The sequence below is a fragment of the Streptomyces sp. NBC_01485 genome (genome assembly GCF_036227125.1).
Classification (GTDB): domain Bacteria; phylum Actinomycetota; class Actinomycetes; order Streptomycetales; family Streptomycetaceae; genus Streptomyces.
In genome coordinates this window covers 3,921,099-3,934,104 of sequence record NZ_CP109435.1, presented here as the reverse complement: position 1 = coordinate 3,934,104, position 13,006 = coordinate 3,921,099, and the positions used below count along the sequence as shown (strand labels likewise).

Genomic DNA, 13,006 nt, shown 5'->3' with positions numbered 1-13,006 from the left:
TCCGGGGCTTGTTCGATGGGGTGTCCGAACGGCGGCGGGGCCGGAAGCGGCTGTTGAGCGGCTTGTTCGCCTGGGCTTGGGGGTGGTCGCGATGCGGGACACGCGCTGGAGCCGTTGCTGGGCGTGCGGATCTTCCCGGTGGTGTGCTGGGGCGTCAGGTGTTGGTGAGGTCTGCTGCCGAGCCGGGCGGGAAGGGCCGGTCGTGGTGCTGGCGCCCGGCGTGGTGCCGTTCGGTTCGGTGTCCGTAGGGGTGGCGGCGGCTGGCGGCGACGAGCAGGGTGGCGCTGTGTCCGAAGACGCCTTCCTCGGCGCCGCCGCAGTAGTGCCAGCCCGCCGTGACTTCGACCGAGGCCTGATCGCGGCGTTCGCTGGGCGGATGGTGCCGGGCGGGGACGGGGGTGGTGTCGGCGCCGATGTCGCCGGGCCGGCCCTTGAACAGCCCGCGATGCTGGGCGAGTTGTGGTCGTGGCGACAACCATGATGATCAACCACGGCACCATCCCGCTCGGGTCTCTCCTCGGCGGTGTGCTCGCCGACGCCGTCGGGTACCGGCCGGCCATGTGGATCATGACGGGTGTCGTCGCGCCCAGCCGGCTCGTCCTTGCCATGAGCCCGATGCGCCGCGAACGCGACTTTCCACACGCCCATGAGCCGGAACAGGCGCACGCCAAGGGCTGAAGAAGGATCAAAGGGCGCCACCCCACCAGTGCGAGATCCGCAAGCCGACGGGCGTCGTCCACACGCCATGGGAAGCGATCAGCAACCGAACGGGAAACGATCTCCAAGACCCTCCAAGACCCTCCAAGCCCCTTCACCTGTCGCGGCTGCGGGGCCTGCGGGTACCGACACGCACGGGCGGCCGTACTTGAGATCGCTCGATGTGGGCGCCGGCCGTCAGACGGCCTGATGCGTTGCAGGGGTGGGCCGGGCTTCGAGGGCGGGGGAGGCGAAGGCGGTGCCCGGGAGAGCGAAGGTGCGGGTGAGAGCGGAGAGGGTGGCGGAGCGGAGTGCGAGGTGGACGAGGAGACAGCCGAGCGCGGCGCCGAGGGTGTTGGTGACGAGGTCGTCGACATCCGCCCCTCGGCCGTTGCTGAACAGGATGTACATGCCGAGTTGGGTGAGCTCGATCGAGGCGCTCACGGCCAGGGCACGGAGGGCGGCCCGCCCCGGGCCGATCTCCCGGCGGGTCATGAGGGGGAGCAGCATCCCGAAGGGGAGGAACAGGAGCACGTTGAGCGGGAACGAGACATCCATGCCGAGGAGGCCCATGAGAGGGATCAGCTGGACCTGACCGGTCCAGGGGGCGAGGTTCTGGGCCCGGTCCACGATGATCGGGAACAGGGTGAAGTGCAGGGCACCCGCCGCGTACAGGGCCGCCACGAGCCGGGTGAGCGCGGGCCTGCCGCGCCAGCCCGGACGGTGACGGGTGGCACGAACGGCGAAGAGCACGGTGAAGGCGGCGAGGAGCGGCCCGAGCACCTCGACGGATTCGATGCGGAAGTTGATACCGCTCATGACATGCTCCTCGGTGTGACGGATCGTGTAACCGGCCTGACGAAGCCGACTCTGCCCGGCGGTCCGGAGCACCGGATCGGCCGAAAGCCAGATCTCGCACCGTCCGCTACGACTTTCGGCAGAGCGGTGCGCGGTGTCCGGGGGTCCTGGGCGGAATCGCTGGTGTGGGTGGTGTGGCTGGCGCTGGTGTGGCCGGCGTTGCGGTTCGACCACCCGGCGCTGGGCATCGACGACGGATTCGGCAGCCGTTCCGCCAAGTCGGTCTGCGCCCTGCTGGCGGTGGTCGCTGTCGCCGGCACGCCGTGGCTCGGTGCGCGGGCCCTGCCCGTGGTCGGTGCTCTGGTGGGGGTGGCGTCGCTGGCAGTCTCGGTCCTGTTGCGCGCCGGTCCCGGCGGCGCTCCCGATGCCCTGGCCTCGGACGCGTACGGGCTCGCGGAGCCGATGGCGCTGCTGTGGCTGATGCTGCTTGTCACGCTGCACGGGCGGCGGGGCTGGGTGGCGTGGGCGGCGCCTCCGCTGCTGTGGGCGGCGATCGTGCTGCGGCCGTTGGCGGTCGCGGTACGGGAGAACAGCGTCATCGTGGCGCTGTTCCTCGCCGTCGGGGCGACCGCGGTTCTGGGCGGCGGCGTCGCCTGGCGGCTGGTGGTGGCGGACCGGCGGCGGCGGGCGGCGACGCTGCGCCTCGAGCAGCGGGCCGAGTTCGCCCGTGATCTGCATGACTTCGTCGCCCACCACGTGACCGGGATCGTGGTGCAGGCGCAGGGCGCGCTGGCGATCGCGCAGCGGCGGCCGGAGCTGGTGCCACCGGCCCTGGAGCGGATCGAACACGCCGGGTCGGAGGCGCTGACGTCCATGCGGCAGATGGTCGGGATGCTGCGGGACGCCGACGGGGAACCGGCCCTCGCGCCGTTGGCCGGGATGGCGGAGGTGCGCTCGCTCGTCGAGGGGTTCTCGGCGGTCGGCGGCGCGCGGGCCCGGCTCGAACTGACGGGTCCGTTCGACGACCTGCCGGTGGAGGTGACCACCACCGCCCACCGGGTGGTGATGGAGGCGCTGACCAACGTACGCAAACATGCCCAGGGCTGCGCCGAGGTGCGGGTGCGCGCGGTCCGGTGCGGCGACGGCGTCACGGTGCGGGTCAGTGACGACGGCCGGCCGCGCCGTTCCTCCGGTGGTGGGTTCGGGCTGCGAGGGCTGGCCGAACGGGTGAACCTGGTCGGTGGTGACCTCCGGACGGGCCCGGCCGTGGAGGGCGGCTGGAGCGTCGAAGCCACCCTTCCGGCGGCCCCGGCCCCGGCCCCGGCCCTGGTCCGTGTCCCGGGCGGAGAGACCCGTTGACCATCCGGGTGCTGATCGCCGACGACCAGGCCATGGTCCGCGCCGGATTCACGATGATCCTGGGCGCCGAGGACGACATCGAGGTCGTGGCCGAAGCGGTGGACGGTCTTCAGGCAGTGGAACTCGCCGAGCGGTACCGCCCCGACGTGGTGCTGATGGACATCCGGATGCCCCGCCTCGACGGTCTCGACGCGCTGCGCCGGCTGAACCGCACCGGCGCCGTCGACCCGCCGAAGGTCGTCGTGGCGACGACCTTCGACGACGACGAGTACGTCCACCGCGCCCTGCGCGACGGTGCCTGCGGTTTTCTGATCAAGGACTCCGGTCCGGCCCTGCTCGTCGAGGCCGTGCGGGCGGCGGCCTCGGGTGAAGCGCTGGTCAGCCCCTCCGTCACGGTGCGGCTGCTACGCCGTCTGAACGCTCCGGCGCCCGGCCGTCGGGTGGCGCCGAGCCCCCTGTCGGCACGCGAGCTGGACCTCGTGCGCCTGGTGGCACGGGGATGTACCAACGCGGAGATCGCCGCCGCACTGACCATCACGGTGGGGACGGTGAAGACCCACTTGGGGAACGTGCAGGCCAAGCTGAACGCCCGGAACCGGGTGGAGATAGCCGCCTGGGCCTGGGAATCCGGCCTCGTCGGCCAGGAGTGAGACCAGGAACGACCGTCCCGGCGACTGTCTCTCCTTCTGTGCCGAAGCCCTGCCCCGGCTTCCTGCCCTCCTCCCCATGGCGTCGACGTTCCCCACCCGGGCCGGCCCGGGTGGGGAACGATCACCTCGTCGGCTGGGCCTGCGACCGGCGGACGACACCCACCGGCGGGCCTTGGCCGTGCTCACGTACCTGAGGCGCTGACGTACTTGAGGCGCTGACGTGCCTGGGAAGTTGAATCCTCCCCATCGTGAACGAGGGGGATTCCTGGCTCAGGCCGCCTCCGGAGGCAGCGCCTCCGGGGGTCTTCCGCCATCAGCACCAGCCGGGTCGAGACCAGCCCGGATGAGCATCACACGTGCGGAGTTCTTGTCCCTGGGGGAGGAGACTCCGCATGTGGTGCAGGTGTAGGTGCGCATCCCCAGCGGCAGTGCGTGCTTGGCTCTCGCATCGCAGTGCGCGCAGTCCATCGTGGTGTGCGCGGGGTGTACCAGGTACACGGCCCGGCCGTGCTTGCGGCCCATCCCGATCAGGGCCTGTTTGGTGGCGCCGATGGCGGCGTCAGCGGCCTTCTTGGCCATGGTGGACTTGGCGAGGAACTTCGGCTTGAAGTCCTCGACCGCGAGGGCGTCGTGGTCGCGGACAACCTTCTTGGCCCACTTGCGGCCGGTGTCCTCACGCTGCCGGGCGGCCTTCTTGTACGTCTTGGCCCGCAGCTTCTTCGCCTCGCGGTAGCCCTTCGAGGCGGCCTGCCCCTTCTTGGGCCTGCGCCGGGCCATCATTTGGTCATACCGGGTCAGTTCCGCCTGCGCCTTCCTGCCGTGCTCGGCGTGGGGGAGGTCGTGCGCGTCGGACGTGGTGGTCGCGGTCTCCTTCACGCCCCAGTCGATGCCGATCACCGAACCGGTCCCGGACAACGGCTGGACCTCGGCGGGAACAACGAAGGAGCAATACCAATGGCCGATACCGTCCCGGTACACCCGTACCGAACTGGGCGGCCTGGGCAGTTCCCGCGACCACACCACGGTCAGCGCGATGCCCCCGGCCAGGTACAGGAGCCCGTCCTTGAGGCGGAACCCGCGCTGTGTGTAGTTCAGGCTCGGGTCGGCCTCGCGCTTCTTCTTGCACTTCGGCATCCCCGCGCGCTGCCGCTGCGGCAGCCGGGCCTTGATGTCCTTCTGTGCTTTGGCGCGGGACTTGGCGAAGTCGCGGATGATCTGCTGCTGCGGGACCGAGCTGCCCTCACGCAGCCACGCGTTCGCGGTGCGGGCCTCGGTCAGCATCTTGTCGAGCTGAGCAGGGCCGCACGTTCGCCTGTCCGCACGTTCGGGGCGGCTCTTGTTCCACACGTGGGTCTGCTTGGACTTGGCGCAGCTCTCGTTCCAGATCCATCGGCAGCGCGCCCATTCCGCCTCAAGGGCGGCGAGCGCGGTGGACGGCACGCGAAGCCGGAAAGTCCACCGGGCATACCCGGTGTCCTCGCCTTCCTTCACTGTCACCATGGCCCCATAATGGCCCTATTCTGGGGGTATGGTCAAACTGAACCTCAGGCTCCCCGACGCTCTTCATGCACAGCTGACCGCTCGCGCCGCTGCGGACCGGCGGTCCCTCAACGCCGAGATCCTGCACTTCATCGAGGTCGCCCTCGGCTCTCCCGTGGTGGACTCCGAATCGCCCGGCGGCGATTCGGCTTCTCCTGCCCCGCTACGCGGGAAGCCGGATTCCTCCCCGGCGTGAACGCCGGGGCATCCTCCGGTTTTCAGGGTGACGCGTGCCCCAGGGGCTGACGTGTCTCAGGGGTTGACGTGTCTCAGGGGTTGAGGGTTTTGGCGAAGCAGCGGCTTGCTTCGAATTCTCGGTAGTAGCCGAACTTCGTGCACGGTTCGTAGCCGCTGGACGTGTACAGGGCGATGGCCTCGGGCTGCTCGGTGCCGGTCTCCAGGACCATGCGGATGCGGCCGGCCGTACGCGCGTCGTCCTCCAGTGCGCCGAGCATGCGGCGGGCGAGTCCCAGGCCGCGCATCTCCCGGATGACGAACATCCGCTTCAGCTCGGCGTCGCCGTCCTCGTTGCCCTCGCCGTTGCTGTCCTGGCTGCGCCAGCCGCCGGTGGCCACGGCGCGGCCCAGCTCGTCGTACGCGATGAGGTACAGCCCGTGCGGCGGCTCGAAGTCGGACGGCTCCAGGGTCGTGGCGTCGCCGCCGTCGCCGTAGCGCTCGTGGTACTCGGCCTGGACCTCGTCGTCGAGTTTGACGGCGTCGGGGTGGTCGAAGGAGACCTGGCGTATGTTCATGTTGGTCATTGTATTTGTATGCACAATCGGGGGAAGCTCGATTCCGGACGCCGTCCAGTGTGCCCGTAACCCGGCCGGTATCGTGCCCGGGTGCTCACCGTGACTTCCGTGAACGTGAATGGACTGCGTGCCGCCGCGAAGAAGGGCTTCGTGGAGTGGCTCGCCGACACCTCCGCCGATGTGCTGTGCCTGCAGGAGGTGCGTGCCGAGCCGGAGCAGTTGCCGGCGGGGGTCCGGGCCCCCGAGGGCTGGTACGTCACCCACGCCCCGGCCGCCGCCAAGGGGCGGGCCGGCGTCTCCCTCTACACCCGCCGCGAGCCGGACGCCGTCCGCGTCGGCTTCGGCTCGGCCGAGTTCGACGGCAGCGGCCGTTACGTCGAGGCCGACCTGCCCGGTGTGACCGTCGCCTCGCTCTACCTTCCGTCCGGCGAGGTCGGCACCGACCGGCAGGACGAGAAGGTCCGCTTCATGGGCGAGTTCCTGGCCTACCTCAAGGAGCTGCGCGAGCGTGCCGCCGCCGATGGCCGGGAAGTGGTCGTCTGCGGCGACTGGAACATCGCCCACCAGCAGGCCGACCTGAAGAACTGGCGCGCCAACCAGAAGAGCTCCGGCTTCCTGCCGGAGGAGCGGGAGTGGCTGGGCCGGGTTCTCGACCGGGCGGACGGCGGGTACGTCGACGTCGTGCGCGAGCTGCATACGGAGGTGGAGGGGCCGTACACCTGGTGGTCGTACCGGGGGCGGGCGTTCGACAACGACTCGGGATGGCGGATCGATCTTCATGTCGCGACGCCCGGCCTCGCGGGCAAGGCCGTCAAGGGGTACGTGGAGCGGGCGGCCACGCACGGCGAGCGCTGGTCGGACCACGCGCCGGTGACCGTCGTCTACGACCTCTGACCACCCTGTAGGTGTCGGTCCAGGGCCAGTGACAGTTCTGCCTCGACCACGCTGCTCGCCAGGGGGCGCAGGCGGGGCAGGGAGGTCTCGTCCGTGTGGCGCAGGACGAGGGCGGTGAAGAGTTCGGCGAGGGCGTCGGCGTGTGCGCGGACGCGGGCGCCGGCGGCGAGGACCTCGGCGAGGGGGATGCCCTCGCGGACCAGGGCCGCCGAGACGTCCAGGAGGCGGCGGCTGATGTGGACGATCTCGTCGCCGTCCGTGCCGAGGTAGCCGAGGTCGAGGGCGGCGGCGAGGTTCTCGGTGGTGACCTGGCCCTCGAAGCGGGCGGCGAGTTCCTCGGGGGTGAGGCGGACGGGTTCCTCCTCGGTGGGGCCGCCGACGCCGAGGAGGTCGGCGACGTCGCGGCCGTGGTCGAGGGCGTCGGCCAGTTCCGCGATGCCGGTGAGGGTGTGGCCGCGCTCCAGCAGCGCCGCGATCGTGCGCAGCCGGGCCAGGTGATGGTCGTCGTACCAGGCGAGACGGCCCTCGCGGCGGGGCGGCGGGAGGAGTTTGCGCTCGCGGTAGAAGCGCAGGGTGCGCACCGTGATGCCGGCCTCCCTGGCCAGCTCCTCCGTCCGGTACTCCCGCCGGTGCTGCTGCTCCTGCTCCCGCTCGTCCGTCACGGCGGAAGCCTATGGTGTGCCGCCGGTGACTTTCCCCCTCGCGGCCCTACCCATCGGTACGGAGCTGCTCTACGCTCCCATTGCGCCAGTGTTCACTGGCGCAGTCGCGGGAGTCGTGCAGCGGGAGGTGTCGGGATGACCGAACACGTACGGGTGGCGGTGATCGGGTCCGGCTTCGGTGGGCTGGGGGCCGCCGTGCGGCTCCGCCGCGAGGGGGTCACCGACTTCGTCGTCCTGGAACGGGCGGACAGCGTCGGCGGGACCTGGCGGGACAACGACTACCCGGGGTGCGCCTGTGACGTGCCCTCCCACCTGTACTCCTTCTCCTTCGCGCCGAACCCGGACTGGCCGCGCACCTTCTCCGGGCAGCGGCACATCCGCGCCTATCTGGAGCGGGTGGCCGACGTGTTCGGGCTGCGGCCCCACCTGCGCCTCGGCACCGAGGTGCTGCGGATGACGTGGGACGCGCGGGAACTGCGCTGGGACATCGAGACCAGTGCGGGGCGGTACGTCGCCGACGTCGTCGTCTCCGCGACGGGGCCGCTGTCCGAGCCGAAGATCCCGGACGTGCCGGGGCTCGACACCTTCCCCGGCAAGGTGTTCCACTCGGCCCGCTGGGACCACGACCACGACCTCGCCGGGCAGCGCGTCGCCGTGGTCGGCACCGGCGCCTCCGCGATCCAGATCGTGCCCGCCATCCAGCCGGCCGTCTCCCGGCTCACCCTCTTCCAGCGCACCCCGCCCTGGGTGATGCCCCGCGTCGACCGGGCCATCAGCGGCGCCGAGCGCGCGCTGCACCGCGCCCTGCCCGTCACCGCGCAGGTGCGGCGCGGGCTGCTGTGGGGCATCCGGGAGCTCCAGGTCCAGGCGTTCACCAAGCACCCGAACGAGCTCGGCATCGTCGAGCGGATCGCGCGGCGCAACATGGCCCGGTCCATCAAGGATCCGGCCCTGCGTGCCCGGCTCACCCCGGACTACCGCATCGGCTGCAAGCGGATCCTGCTGTCCAGCACCTACTATCCGGCCCTCGCGCAGCCCAACGTGGACGTCGTCGCGAGCGGGCTGAGCGAGGTCCGGGGGTCGACGCTGGTGGCCGCCGACGGGAGCGAGACCGAGGCCGACGCGATCGTCTTCGGCACCGGGTTCCATGTCACCGACATGCCGATCGCCGACCGGGTGGTGGGCGCGAACGGGCGGACGCTCGCGGAGAGTTGGAAGGACGGCATGGAGGCCCTGCGCGGCGCGTCCGCCGCCGGCTTCCCCAACTGGATGACGATCATCGGCCCCAACACGGGCCTCGGGAACTCCTCCATGATCCTCATGATCGAGTCCCAGTTGAACTATCTGGCCGACTATCTGCGGCAGTTGGACGTCCTGGGGGTCCCCCCAGGCCCTCGAGGCACCGGGGGAGGGCGCGCGGCCCTGGACGCCCGGCCGAGCGCCGTGCACGCCTGGAACCGCCGGGTGCAGGAGCGGATGCGGCGCACGGTGTGGAACACGGGCGGCTGCACCAGCTGGTACCTGGACGCCAACGGCCGCAACACCACCGTCTGGCCGGGCACGCCGAGCGAGTTCCGGCGGGCGACGCGACGGGTGGACCTCGCGGAGTACGAGGTGCTGCGCGCACCCGCCGCCGTCGAGAAGGACGTCATCGAGAGGGACACCGTGGAGAAGCACGCCGAGAACGACGAGGTGACCGCGTGACCTCCGCCCGGGTGATCCCCTTCCGCGAACTCACCGCCGTCTCCGCCGACGGCACCCCGCTGCACGTCGAGGTCCACGGCGCCGAGACCGGCCCCGCCGTCGTCCTCGCCCACGGCTGGACCTGCTCAACCGCCTTCTGGGCGGCCCAGATCCGGGATCTCGCCGTCGATCACCGGGTCATCGCCTACGACCAGCGCGGCCACGGACGGACCCCGGCGAGCCCGGTGTGCAGTACGGACGTCCTCGCCGACGACCTGGAAGCCGTCCTCGCGGCGACGCTCGCGCCCGGGGAGAAGGCCGTGATCGCCGGTCACTCGATGGGCGGCATGACGGTGCTGGCGGCGGCCACCGGAGACGTCTTCCGCAGGCATGCCGGCGCCGTCCTGCTGTGCAGCACCGGTGCCTCGCGGCTGGTCGCCGAGTCCACCGTCGTCCCGATCCGGGCCGGGCGGCTGCGGACCTGGCTGACCCGGCACGCCCTCGGGTCGCGGGCGCCCCTCGGACCGGTCACGCCGGTCGCGAAGGCGGTCCTCAAGTACGCGACGATGGGCGCCGGTTCGGCACCGCACCTGGTGGAGACGTGCGCCCGGATCGTGCACGCCTGCCCGCGCAAGGTGCGGTACGCCTGGTCGCACGTCCTGAGTCTGCTCGATCTCGACCACGCCGTACGGGAGTTGAGCGTGCCGACGGCGGTGATCGTCGGCACCGGCGACCGGATGACGCCGCCCGTCCAGGCCCGCCGGATCGCCGCCGCGCTCCCGCAGTGCGTCGGCCTCACCGAACTGCCCGGCCTCGGCCATATGACGCCGGTCGAGGCGCCCGAGCTCGTCACGGCGCGCATACGTGAACTCGTCTCCACCTACACGCAGTTGAAGGAGGGCGCATGAGCAGCGGCAGGAGCGGCAGGAGCGGCAGGGGGAGTCTAGAAGGGCAGGTCGCCGTCGTCACCGGGGCGGCGCGGGGAGTGGGCGAGCTGCTCGCCCGCAAGCTGTCCGCGCGCGGTGCGACGGTCGCGCTGGTCGGTCTGGAGCCCGAGTTGCTCAAGCAGGTCTCCGAGCGGCTGCACGGCGACAGCGGTCACTGGTACGCCGACGTCACCGACCACGAGGCCATGACCCAGGTCGCGGCGGAGGTGAAGGAACGCTTCGGCAAGGTGGACGTCGTCGTCGCCAACGCGGGCGTCGCGAACGGCGGGCCGTTCGCCGACTCCGATCCGGAGGCCTGGCGCCGGGTCATAGAGGTCAACCTGATCGGCTCGGCGGTGACCGCCCGCGCGTTCCTGCCGGTGCTGCTGGAGAGCCGTGGCTACCTGCTCCAGATAGCCTCCCTCGCCGCGATCACCCCGGCGCCCATGATGACGGCGTACTGCGCGTCCAAGGCGGGCGTCGAGGCGTACGCGCACAGTCTGCGCGCGGAGGTCGCGCACCGGGGCGTGCGGGTCGGTGTCGGCTACCTCTCCTGGACCGACACCGACATGGTGCGCGGGGCCGATCAGGACGAGGTGATGCGGGAGTTGAGGCAGCGGCTGCCGTGGCCCGCGAACAAGACGTACCCGCTGGGACCCGCCGTCGACCGGATCGTCGCCGGGATCGAGCGGCGCTCGGCGCACGTGTACGGGCAGGGCTGGCTACGGGGCATGCAGGGCGTGCGCGGATACCTGCCCGGGATCATCGGCGCGGTCGGCGCCCGCGAGATGCGGCGCTTCGCGCCCAGGGTGCGGGGGATGCGCACGGGGCTGGTCGGCGCGGGCGGCTCCGCCGACGAGCAGGCGAGGATCACGCACCGTAGTTGATCGACATGCGCGGCGTGACCGCCCGTGTGAATCTGGTCGAGGCCCCACCACGGGGCCCCAACCGCCTCATCTCCCACAGGAGTGAACCCACATGGGTATGAAGGACAAGTTCCAGGACCAGTCCGAGCAGTGGAAGCAGCAGGCCAAGCAGAAGGCCGAGCAGGGCAAGGAGCAGGTCCAGCAGCGCGGCAAGAAGCGGCCGGGCGAGAGTGACCCGGAGCGTACGCGTCGTCCGGAGCAGGAGGAGTCCGAGCGCCGTGCGCCGGAGTCTCCCCGCTACTCCGACGACGTGATCTGACGCGACGCGCTCCGCGCAACGCATGAGAAGGGGTGTCCCCGGTTCGGGGGCACCCCTTCCTCACTGCGCGGCGTGCGTGACGAAACCGGCCCAGGCGGCACGTGAGACGGCGAGCTTGCCGTGGGCGGGGTTCTTGGAGTCACGGACGTGGATGGTGGCGGGGGTGGTGGCCACCTCGACGCAGTCACCGGGTTCGCCACTGTCGCTGTAGCTGCTCTTGAACCAGTTGAGCGCGACTTCGACGCAGTCGCCGGACTCGCCACTGCTGCTGTAGCTGCTCTTGAACCAGTGGAGTTCCGTGGTGCTCATAGTCTCCCCAGCATTTGCTTGATGAAGGCTTGCGACTCCCTCGGCGGGAGAGCCTGCGCCCGGATCATCCCATAGCGCAGTTCAAGGATACGAAGCTCTCGGAGGCTTGAGACCGGACGGCCGTTGAACGCTCCGTCGGACCGCCCGAGCGCCGTGCCGTCGGGGAACTTCAGCACCTGGATCAGGCCCTGCGTTCCGGCATTCTCCGCAAGGTCGGTCGGCATGACCTGAAGCGTGACGTTCCGCAACTGCCCTACCTCCAGGAGGTGTTCGAGCTGTCGACGCAACACCATTTTCCCCCCGTAGGGGCGTTCCAGTGTCACCTGTTCCTGGACAAAGCTGAGCGTCGGGGCGGGCTCCCGTTCGAAGATCGCCTTGCGGGCCATGCGCGCGGCCACCTCCCGTTCCACTACGTCTGGGGAGAGCACGGGCTGCGTCATCTCGAACAACGCTCGCGCGTACTCAGGTGTCTGCAACAGGCCCTGGATGTTGTGGTTGCTGTACATCAGCAACTCAACCGCCCGCGCCTCCGTGTTCTTCAGCGCGACCACCTTCTTCGGGTACCGCGCCTCCTCCACGTGTTTCTTCAGGACCTTGATCGCGCCCTTGGCGTTCAGGAACTCGTCGGCCCTGTACAGGAACTGGACCTTGGGGATGCGCGTGCCGCGCTCCATCTTGCGGATCATGTCCTCGCCGTAGCCCATGGCCGCCCCGAACTCGGCCGGCGTGATTCCGGCCGCCTCTCGGTGGAACTTGAGGACGCTGCCGACGATTTCCATCGTCGGAGCCATCTCGTCGCCGGGCTCTACCGCCCAGCCCGCCTCGTCGACGTCGTTCACGTCATTGCTCATGTGGGACCCCACCTCCAACGCGCACTCGTACCCCTTCCAACGACGCGACAGCCGAGACAGACCGAGACAAACGCCGGACAGTAGCCGCCCATGCACGCGCCGCCACTGATCACGGTAGGCGGATTCCGCCACTCTGGGTGATGTGAACCAAGAGACGCGTGCCCCCGAAAGCGAACTCACCTCTCACTTCCGCGACTTCACCGTGCTGCTGTCGCCGACACCTCGCGGCGCCCGCCTGGCGAGGCTCCTCGCGACGGAACAACTCCGGTCCTGGGGGATCCCGTTGGGCAGCGCGGCGCAGATCGTCGCCGAGCTGGCGGCCAACGCCTCGACCCACGGCCGCGTACCGGGACGGGACTTCCGGCTCAGCCTCTACGTCATCGCCGACACCCTCCGGATCGAGGTGACCGACACCCGGGGCGACCGTCTCCCGGTCCTCGGTCACGCCGGGGCCGACGCACCGTCAGGCCGGGGCCTCCTCCTCGTGGACGCGCTGGCCGACCGCTGGGGCGTGGTCCCGCAGCCGTGTCCACGCAAGACGGTGTGGGCGGAGGTCGTCCTGCGCGTGTCCCCCCGCCGCCCCGACAGGTACCGTGCCGCGCAACTGTGACACTCCGCGGCCGAAGTGTCACATTTACGCGGAGGTACCCCGGCAGGGGCGGGCCTCGAGAGGGCCGCACCGCTCGACCACGAAGACCCCAC

The 13,006-nt window shown here is 70.6% G+C and carries 17 protein-coding genes; 10 read left to right on the top strand and 7 right to left on the bottom strand.

The features are described 5' to 3' along the window. Positions 1 to 154 precede the first annotated feature (154 nt). Complete coding sequence (locus tag OG352_RS18020) at positions 155 to 475, bottom strand: hypothetical protein (RefSeq protein WP_329218151.1); 321 nt, start codon at positions 473 to 475, stop codon at positions 155 to 157. On the opposite strand from OG352_RS18020, the gene OG352_RS18015 reads away from it, so the two are divergent. Continuing rightward, positions 466 to 678 (top strand): hypothetical protein, encoded by a 213-nt coding sequence (locus tag OG352_RS18015; RefSeq protein ID WP_329218150.1) that lies wholly within the window; start codon positions 466 to 468, stop codon positions 676 to 678. The two genes, OG352_RS18020 and OG352_RS18015, sit on opposite strands and share 10 nt — an antisense overlap. Positions 679 to 894: 216 nt before the next feature. Here OG352_RS18015 and OG352_RS18010 read toward each other — a convergent pair whose 3' ends face one another. After that, positions 895 to 1,515, bottom strand: a complete 621-nt coding sequence (locus tag OG352_RS18010) for a VanZ family protein (RefSeq protein WP_329218149.1) — start codon at positions 1,513 to 1,515, stop codon at positions 895 to 897. 15 nt (positions 1,516 to 1,530) lie between these two features. On the opposite strand from OG352_RS18010, the gene OG352_RS18005 reads away from it, so the two are divergent. Both OG352_RS18005 and OG352_RS18000 read left to right on the top strand, forming a co-directional pair. Continuing rightward, positions 1,531 to 2,853 (top strand): sensor histidine kinase, encoded by a 1,323-nt coding sequence (locus OG352_RS18005; protein ID WP_329218148.1) that lies wholly within the window; start codon positions 1,531 to 1,533, stop codon positions 2,851 to 2,853. Next, positions 2,850 to 3,503 carry a response regulator transcription factor gene (locus tag OG352_RS18000; RefSeq protein WP_329218147.1) on the top strand — a complete coding sequence of 218 codons (654 nt, stop codon included), beginning with the start codon at positions 2,850 to 2,852 and terminating at the stop codon, positions 3,501 to 3,503. Before OG352_RS18005 ends, OG352_RS18000 begins: the two co-directional genes overlap by 4 nt. A 270-nt stretch (positions 3,504 to 3,773) precedes the next feature. On the opposite strand, the gene OG352_RS17995 is transcribed toward OG352_RS18000, so the two are convergent. Next, a complete protein-coding gene (locus OG352_RS17995; protein WP_329218145.1) occupies positions 3,774 to 5,003 on the bottom strand; it encodes an RNA-guided endonuclease InsQ/TnpB family protein in 1,230 nt (409 codons plus the stop codon). Positions 5,004 to 5,031: 28 nt separating this feature from the next. Here OG352_RS17995 and OG352_RS17990 point away from each other — a divergent pair, with 28 nt between their 5' ends. Continuing rightward, positions 5,032 to 5,238: a FitA-like ribbon-helix-helix domain-containing protein gene (locus OG352_RS17990; RefSeq protein ID WP_329218143.1), complete on the top strand. Its 207-nt coding sequence runs from the start codon at positions 5,032 to 5,034 to the stop codon at positions 5,236 to 5,238. A gap of 73 nt (positions 5,239 to 5,311) precedes the next feature. On the opposite strand, the gene OG352_RS17985 is transcribed toward OG352_RS17990, so the two are convergent. Further along, the gene (locus tag OG352_RS17985) at positions 5,312 to 5,794 is read right to left on the bottom strand and encodes a GNAT family N-acetyltransferase (RefSeq protein WP_329218142.1); all 483 of its coding nucleotides are present in this window, start codon (positions 5,792 to 5,794) and stop codon (positions 5,312 to 5,314) included. Positions 5,795 to 5,884: 90 nt separating this feature from the next. On the opposite strand from OG352_RS17985, the gene OG352_RS17980 reads away from it, so the two are divergent. Beyond that, on the top strand, positions 5,885 to 6,688 hold the full coding sequence (locus tag OG352_RS17980; RefSeq protein WP_329218140.1) for an exodeoxyribonuclease III: 804 nt from the start codon (positions 5,885 to 5,887) through the stop codon (positions 6,686 to 6,688). Here the strand turns inward: OG352_RS17980 and OG352_RS17975 are convergent. Then, positions 6,676 to 7,350, bottom strand: coding sequence for a MerR family transcriptional regulator (locus OG352_RS17975; RefSeq protein WP_329218138.1), 675 nt, complete (start codon positions 7,348 to 7,350; stop codon positions 6,676 to 6,678). The two genes, OG352_RS17980 and OG352_RS17975, sit on opposite strands and share 13 nt — an antisense overlap. 135 nt (positions 7,351 to 7,485) lie before the next feature. Here OG352_RS17975 and OG352_RS17970 point away from each other — a divergent pair, with 135 nt between their 5' ends. The 4 genes from OG352_RS17970 to OG352_RS17955 all read left to right on the top strand — a co-directional run bounded on the left by OG352_RS17970 (position 7,486) and on the right by OG352_RS17955 (position 11,144). Next, a complete protein-coding gene (locus OG352_RS17970) occupies positions 7,486 to 9,054 on the top strand; it encodes a flavin-containing monooxygenase (protein ID WP_329218136.1) in 1,569 nt (522 codons plus the stop codon). After that, positions 9,051 to 9,941, top strand: a complete 891-nt coding sequence (locus tag OG352_RS17965) for an alpha/beta fold hydrolase (protein WP_329218135.1) — start codon at positions 9,051 to 9,053, stop codon at positions 9,939 to 9,941. The genes OG352_RS17970 and OG352_RS17965 overlap by 4 nt, the downstream gene beginning before the upstream one ends. Continuing rightward, complete coding sequence (locus OG352_RS17960) at positions 9,938 to 10,846, top strand: SDR family oxidoreductase (protein WP_329218134.1); 909 nt, start codon at positions 9,938 to 9,940, stop codon at positions 10,844 to 10,846. The genes OG352_RS17965 and OG352_RS17960 overlap by 4 nt, the downstream gene beginning before the upstream one ends. A gap of 91 nt (positions 10,847 to 10,937) precedes the next feature. Beyond that, positions 10,938 to 11,144: a hypothetical protein gene (locus OG352_RS17955; RefSeq protein ID WP_329218132.1), complete on the top strand. Its 207-nt coding sequence runs from the start codon at positions 10,938 to 10,940 to the stop codon at positions 11,142 to 11,144. Positions 11,145 to 11,204: 60 nt separating this feature from the next. Here the strand turns inward: OG352_RS17955 and OG352_RS17950 are convergent, their stop codons facing one another. Beyond that, complete coding sequence (locus OG352_RS17950) at positions 11,205 to 11,453, bottom strand: DUF397 domain-containing protein (RefSeq protein WP_329218131.1); 249 nt, start codon at positions 11,451 to 11,453, stop codon at positions 11,205 to 11,207. Then, positions 11,450 to 12,304, bottom strand: a complete 855-nt coding sequence (locus OG352_RS17945) for a helix-turn-helix domain-containing protein (RefSeq protein ID WP_329218130.1) — start codon at positions 12,302 to 12,304, stop codon at positions 11,450 to 11,452. Before OG352_RS17945 ends, OG352_RS17950 begins: the two co-directional genes overlap by 4 nt. A 142-nt stretch (positions 12,305 to 12,446) precedes the next feature. Between OG352_RS17945 and OG352_RS17940 the strand changes: the two genes are divergently transcribed. Beyond that, on the top strand, positions 12,447 to 12,914 hold the full coding sequence (locus OG352_RS17940; protein ID WP_329218129.1) for an ATP-binding protein: 468 nt from the start codon (positions 12,447 to 12,449) through the stop codon (positions 12,912 to 12,914). Positions 12,915 to 13,006 lie beyond the last annotated feature (92 nt).

What these genes read in the sequence shown, in the direction of transcription:
- OG352_RS18010 (WP_329218149.1), bottom strand. Translation starts at nt 1,515, where the DNA reads ATGAGCGGTATCAACTTCCGCATCGAATCCGTCGAGGTGCTCGGGCCG.
- OG352_RS17995 (WP_329218145.1), bottom strand. Translation starts at nt 5,003, where the DNA reads ATGGTGACAGTGAAGGAAGGCGAGGACACCGGGTATGCCCGGTGGACT.
- OG352_RS17990 (WP_329218143.1), top strand. Translation starts at nt 5,032, where the DNA reads ATGGTCAAACTGAACCTCAGGCTCCCCGACGCTCTTCATGCACAGCTG.
- OG352_RS17985 (WP_329218142.1), bottom strand. Translation starts at nt 5,794, where the DNA reads ATGAACATACGCCAGGTCTCCTTCGACCACCCCGACGCCGTCAAACTC.
- OG352_RS17970 (WP_329218136.1), top strand. Translation starts at nt 7,486, where the DNA reads ATGACCGAACACGTACGGGTGGCGGTGATCGGGTCCGGCTTCGGTGGG.
- OG352_RS17960 (WP_329218134.1), top strand. Translation starts at nt 9,938, where the DNA reads ATGAGCAGCGGCAGGAGCGGCAGGAGCGGCAGGGGGAGTCTAGAAGGG.
- OG352_RS17955 (WP_329218132.1), top strand. Translation starts at nt 10,938, where the DNA reads ATGGGTATGAAGGACAAGTTCCAGGACCAGTCCGAGCAGTGGAAGCAG.
- OG352_RS17950 (WP_329218131.1), bottom strand. Translation starts at nt 11,453, where the DNA reads ATGAGCACCACGGAACTCCACTGGTTCAAGAGCAGCTACAGCAGCAGT.
- OG352_RS17945 (WP_329218130.1), bottom strand. Translation starts at nt 12,304, where the DNA reads ATGAGCAATGACGTGAACGACGTCGACGAGGCGGGCTGGGCGGTAGAG.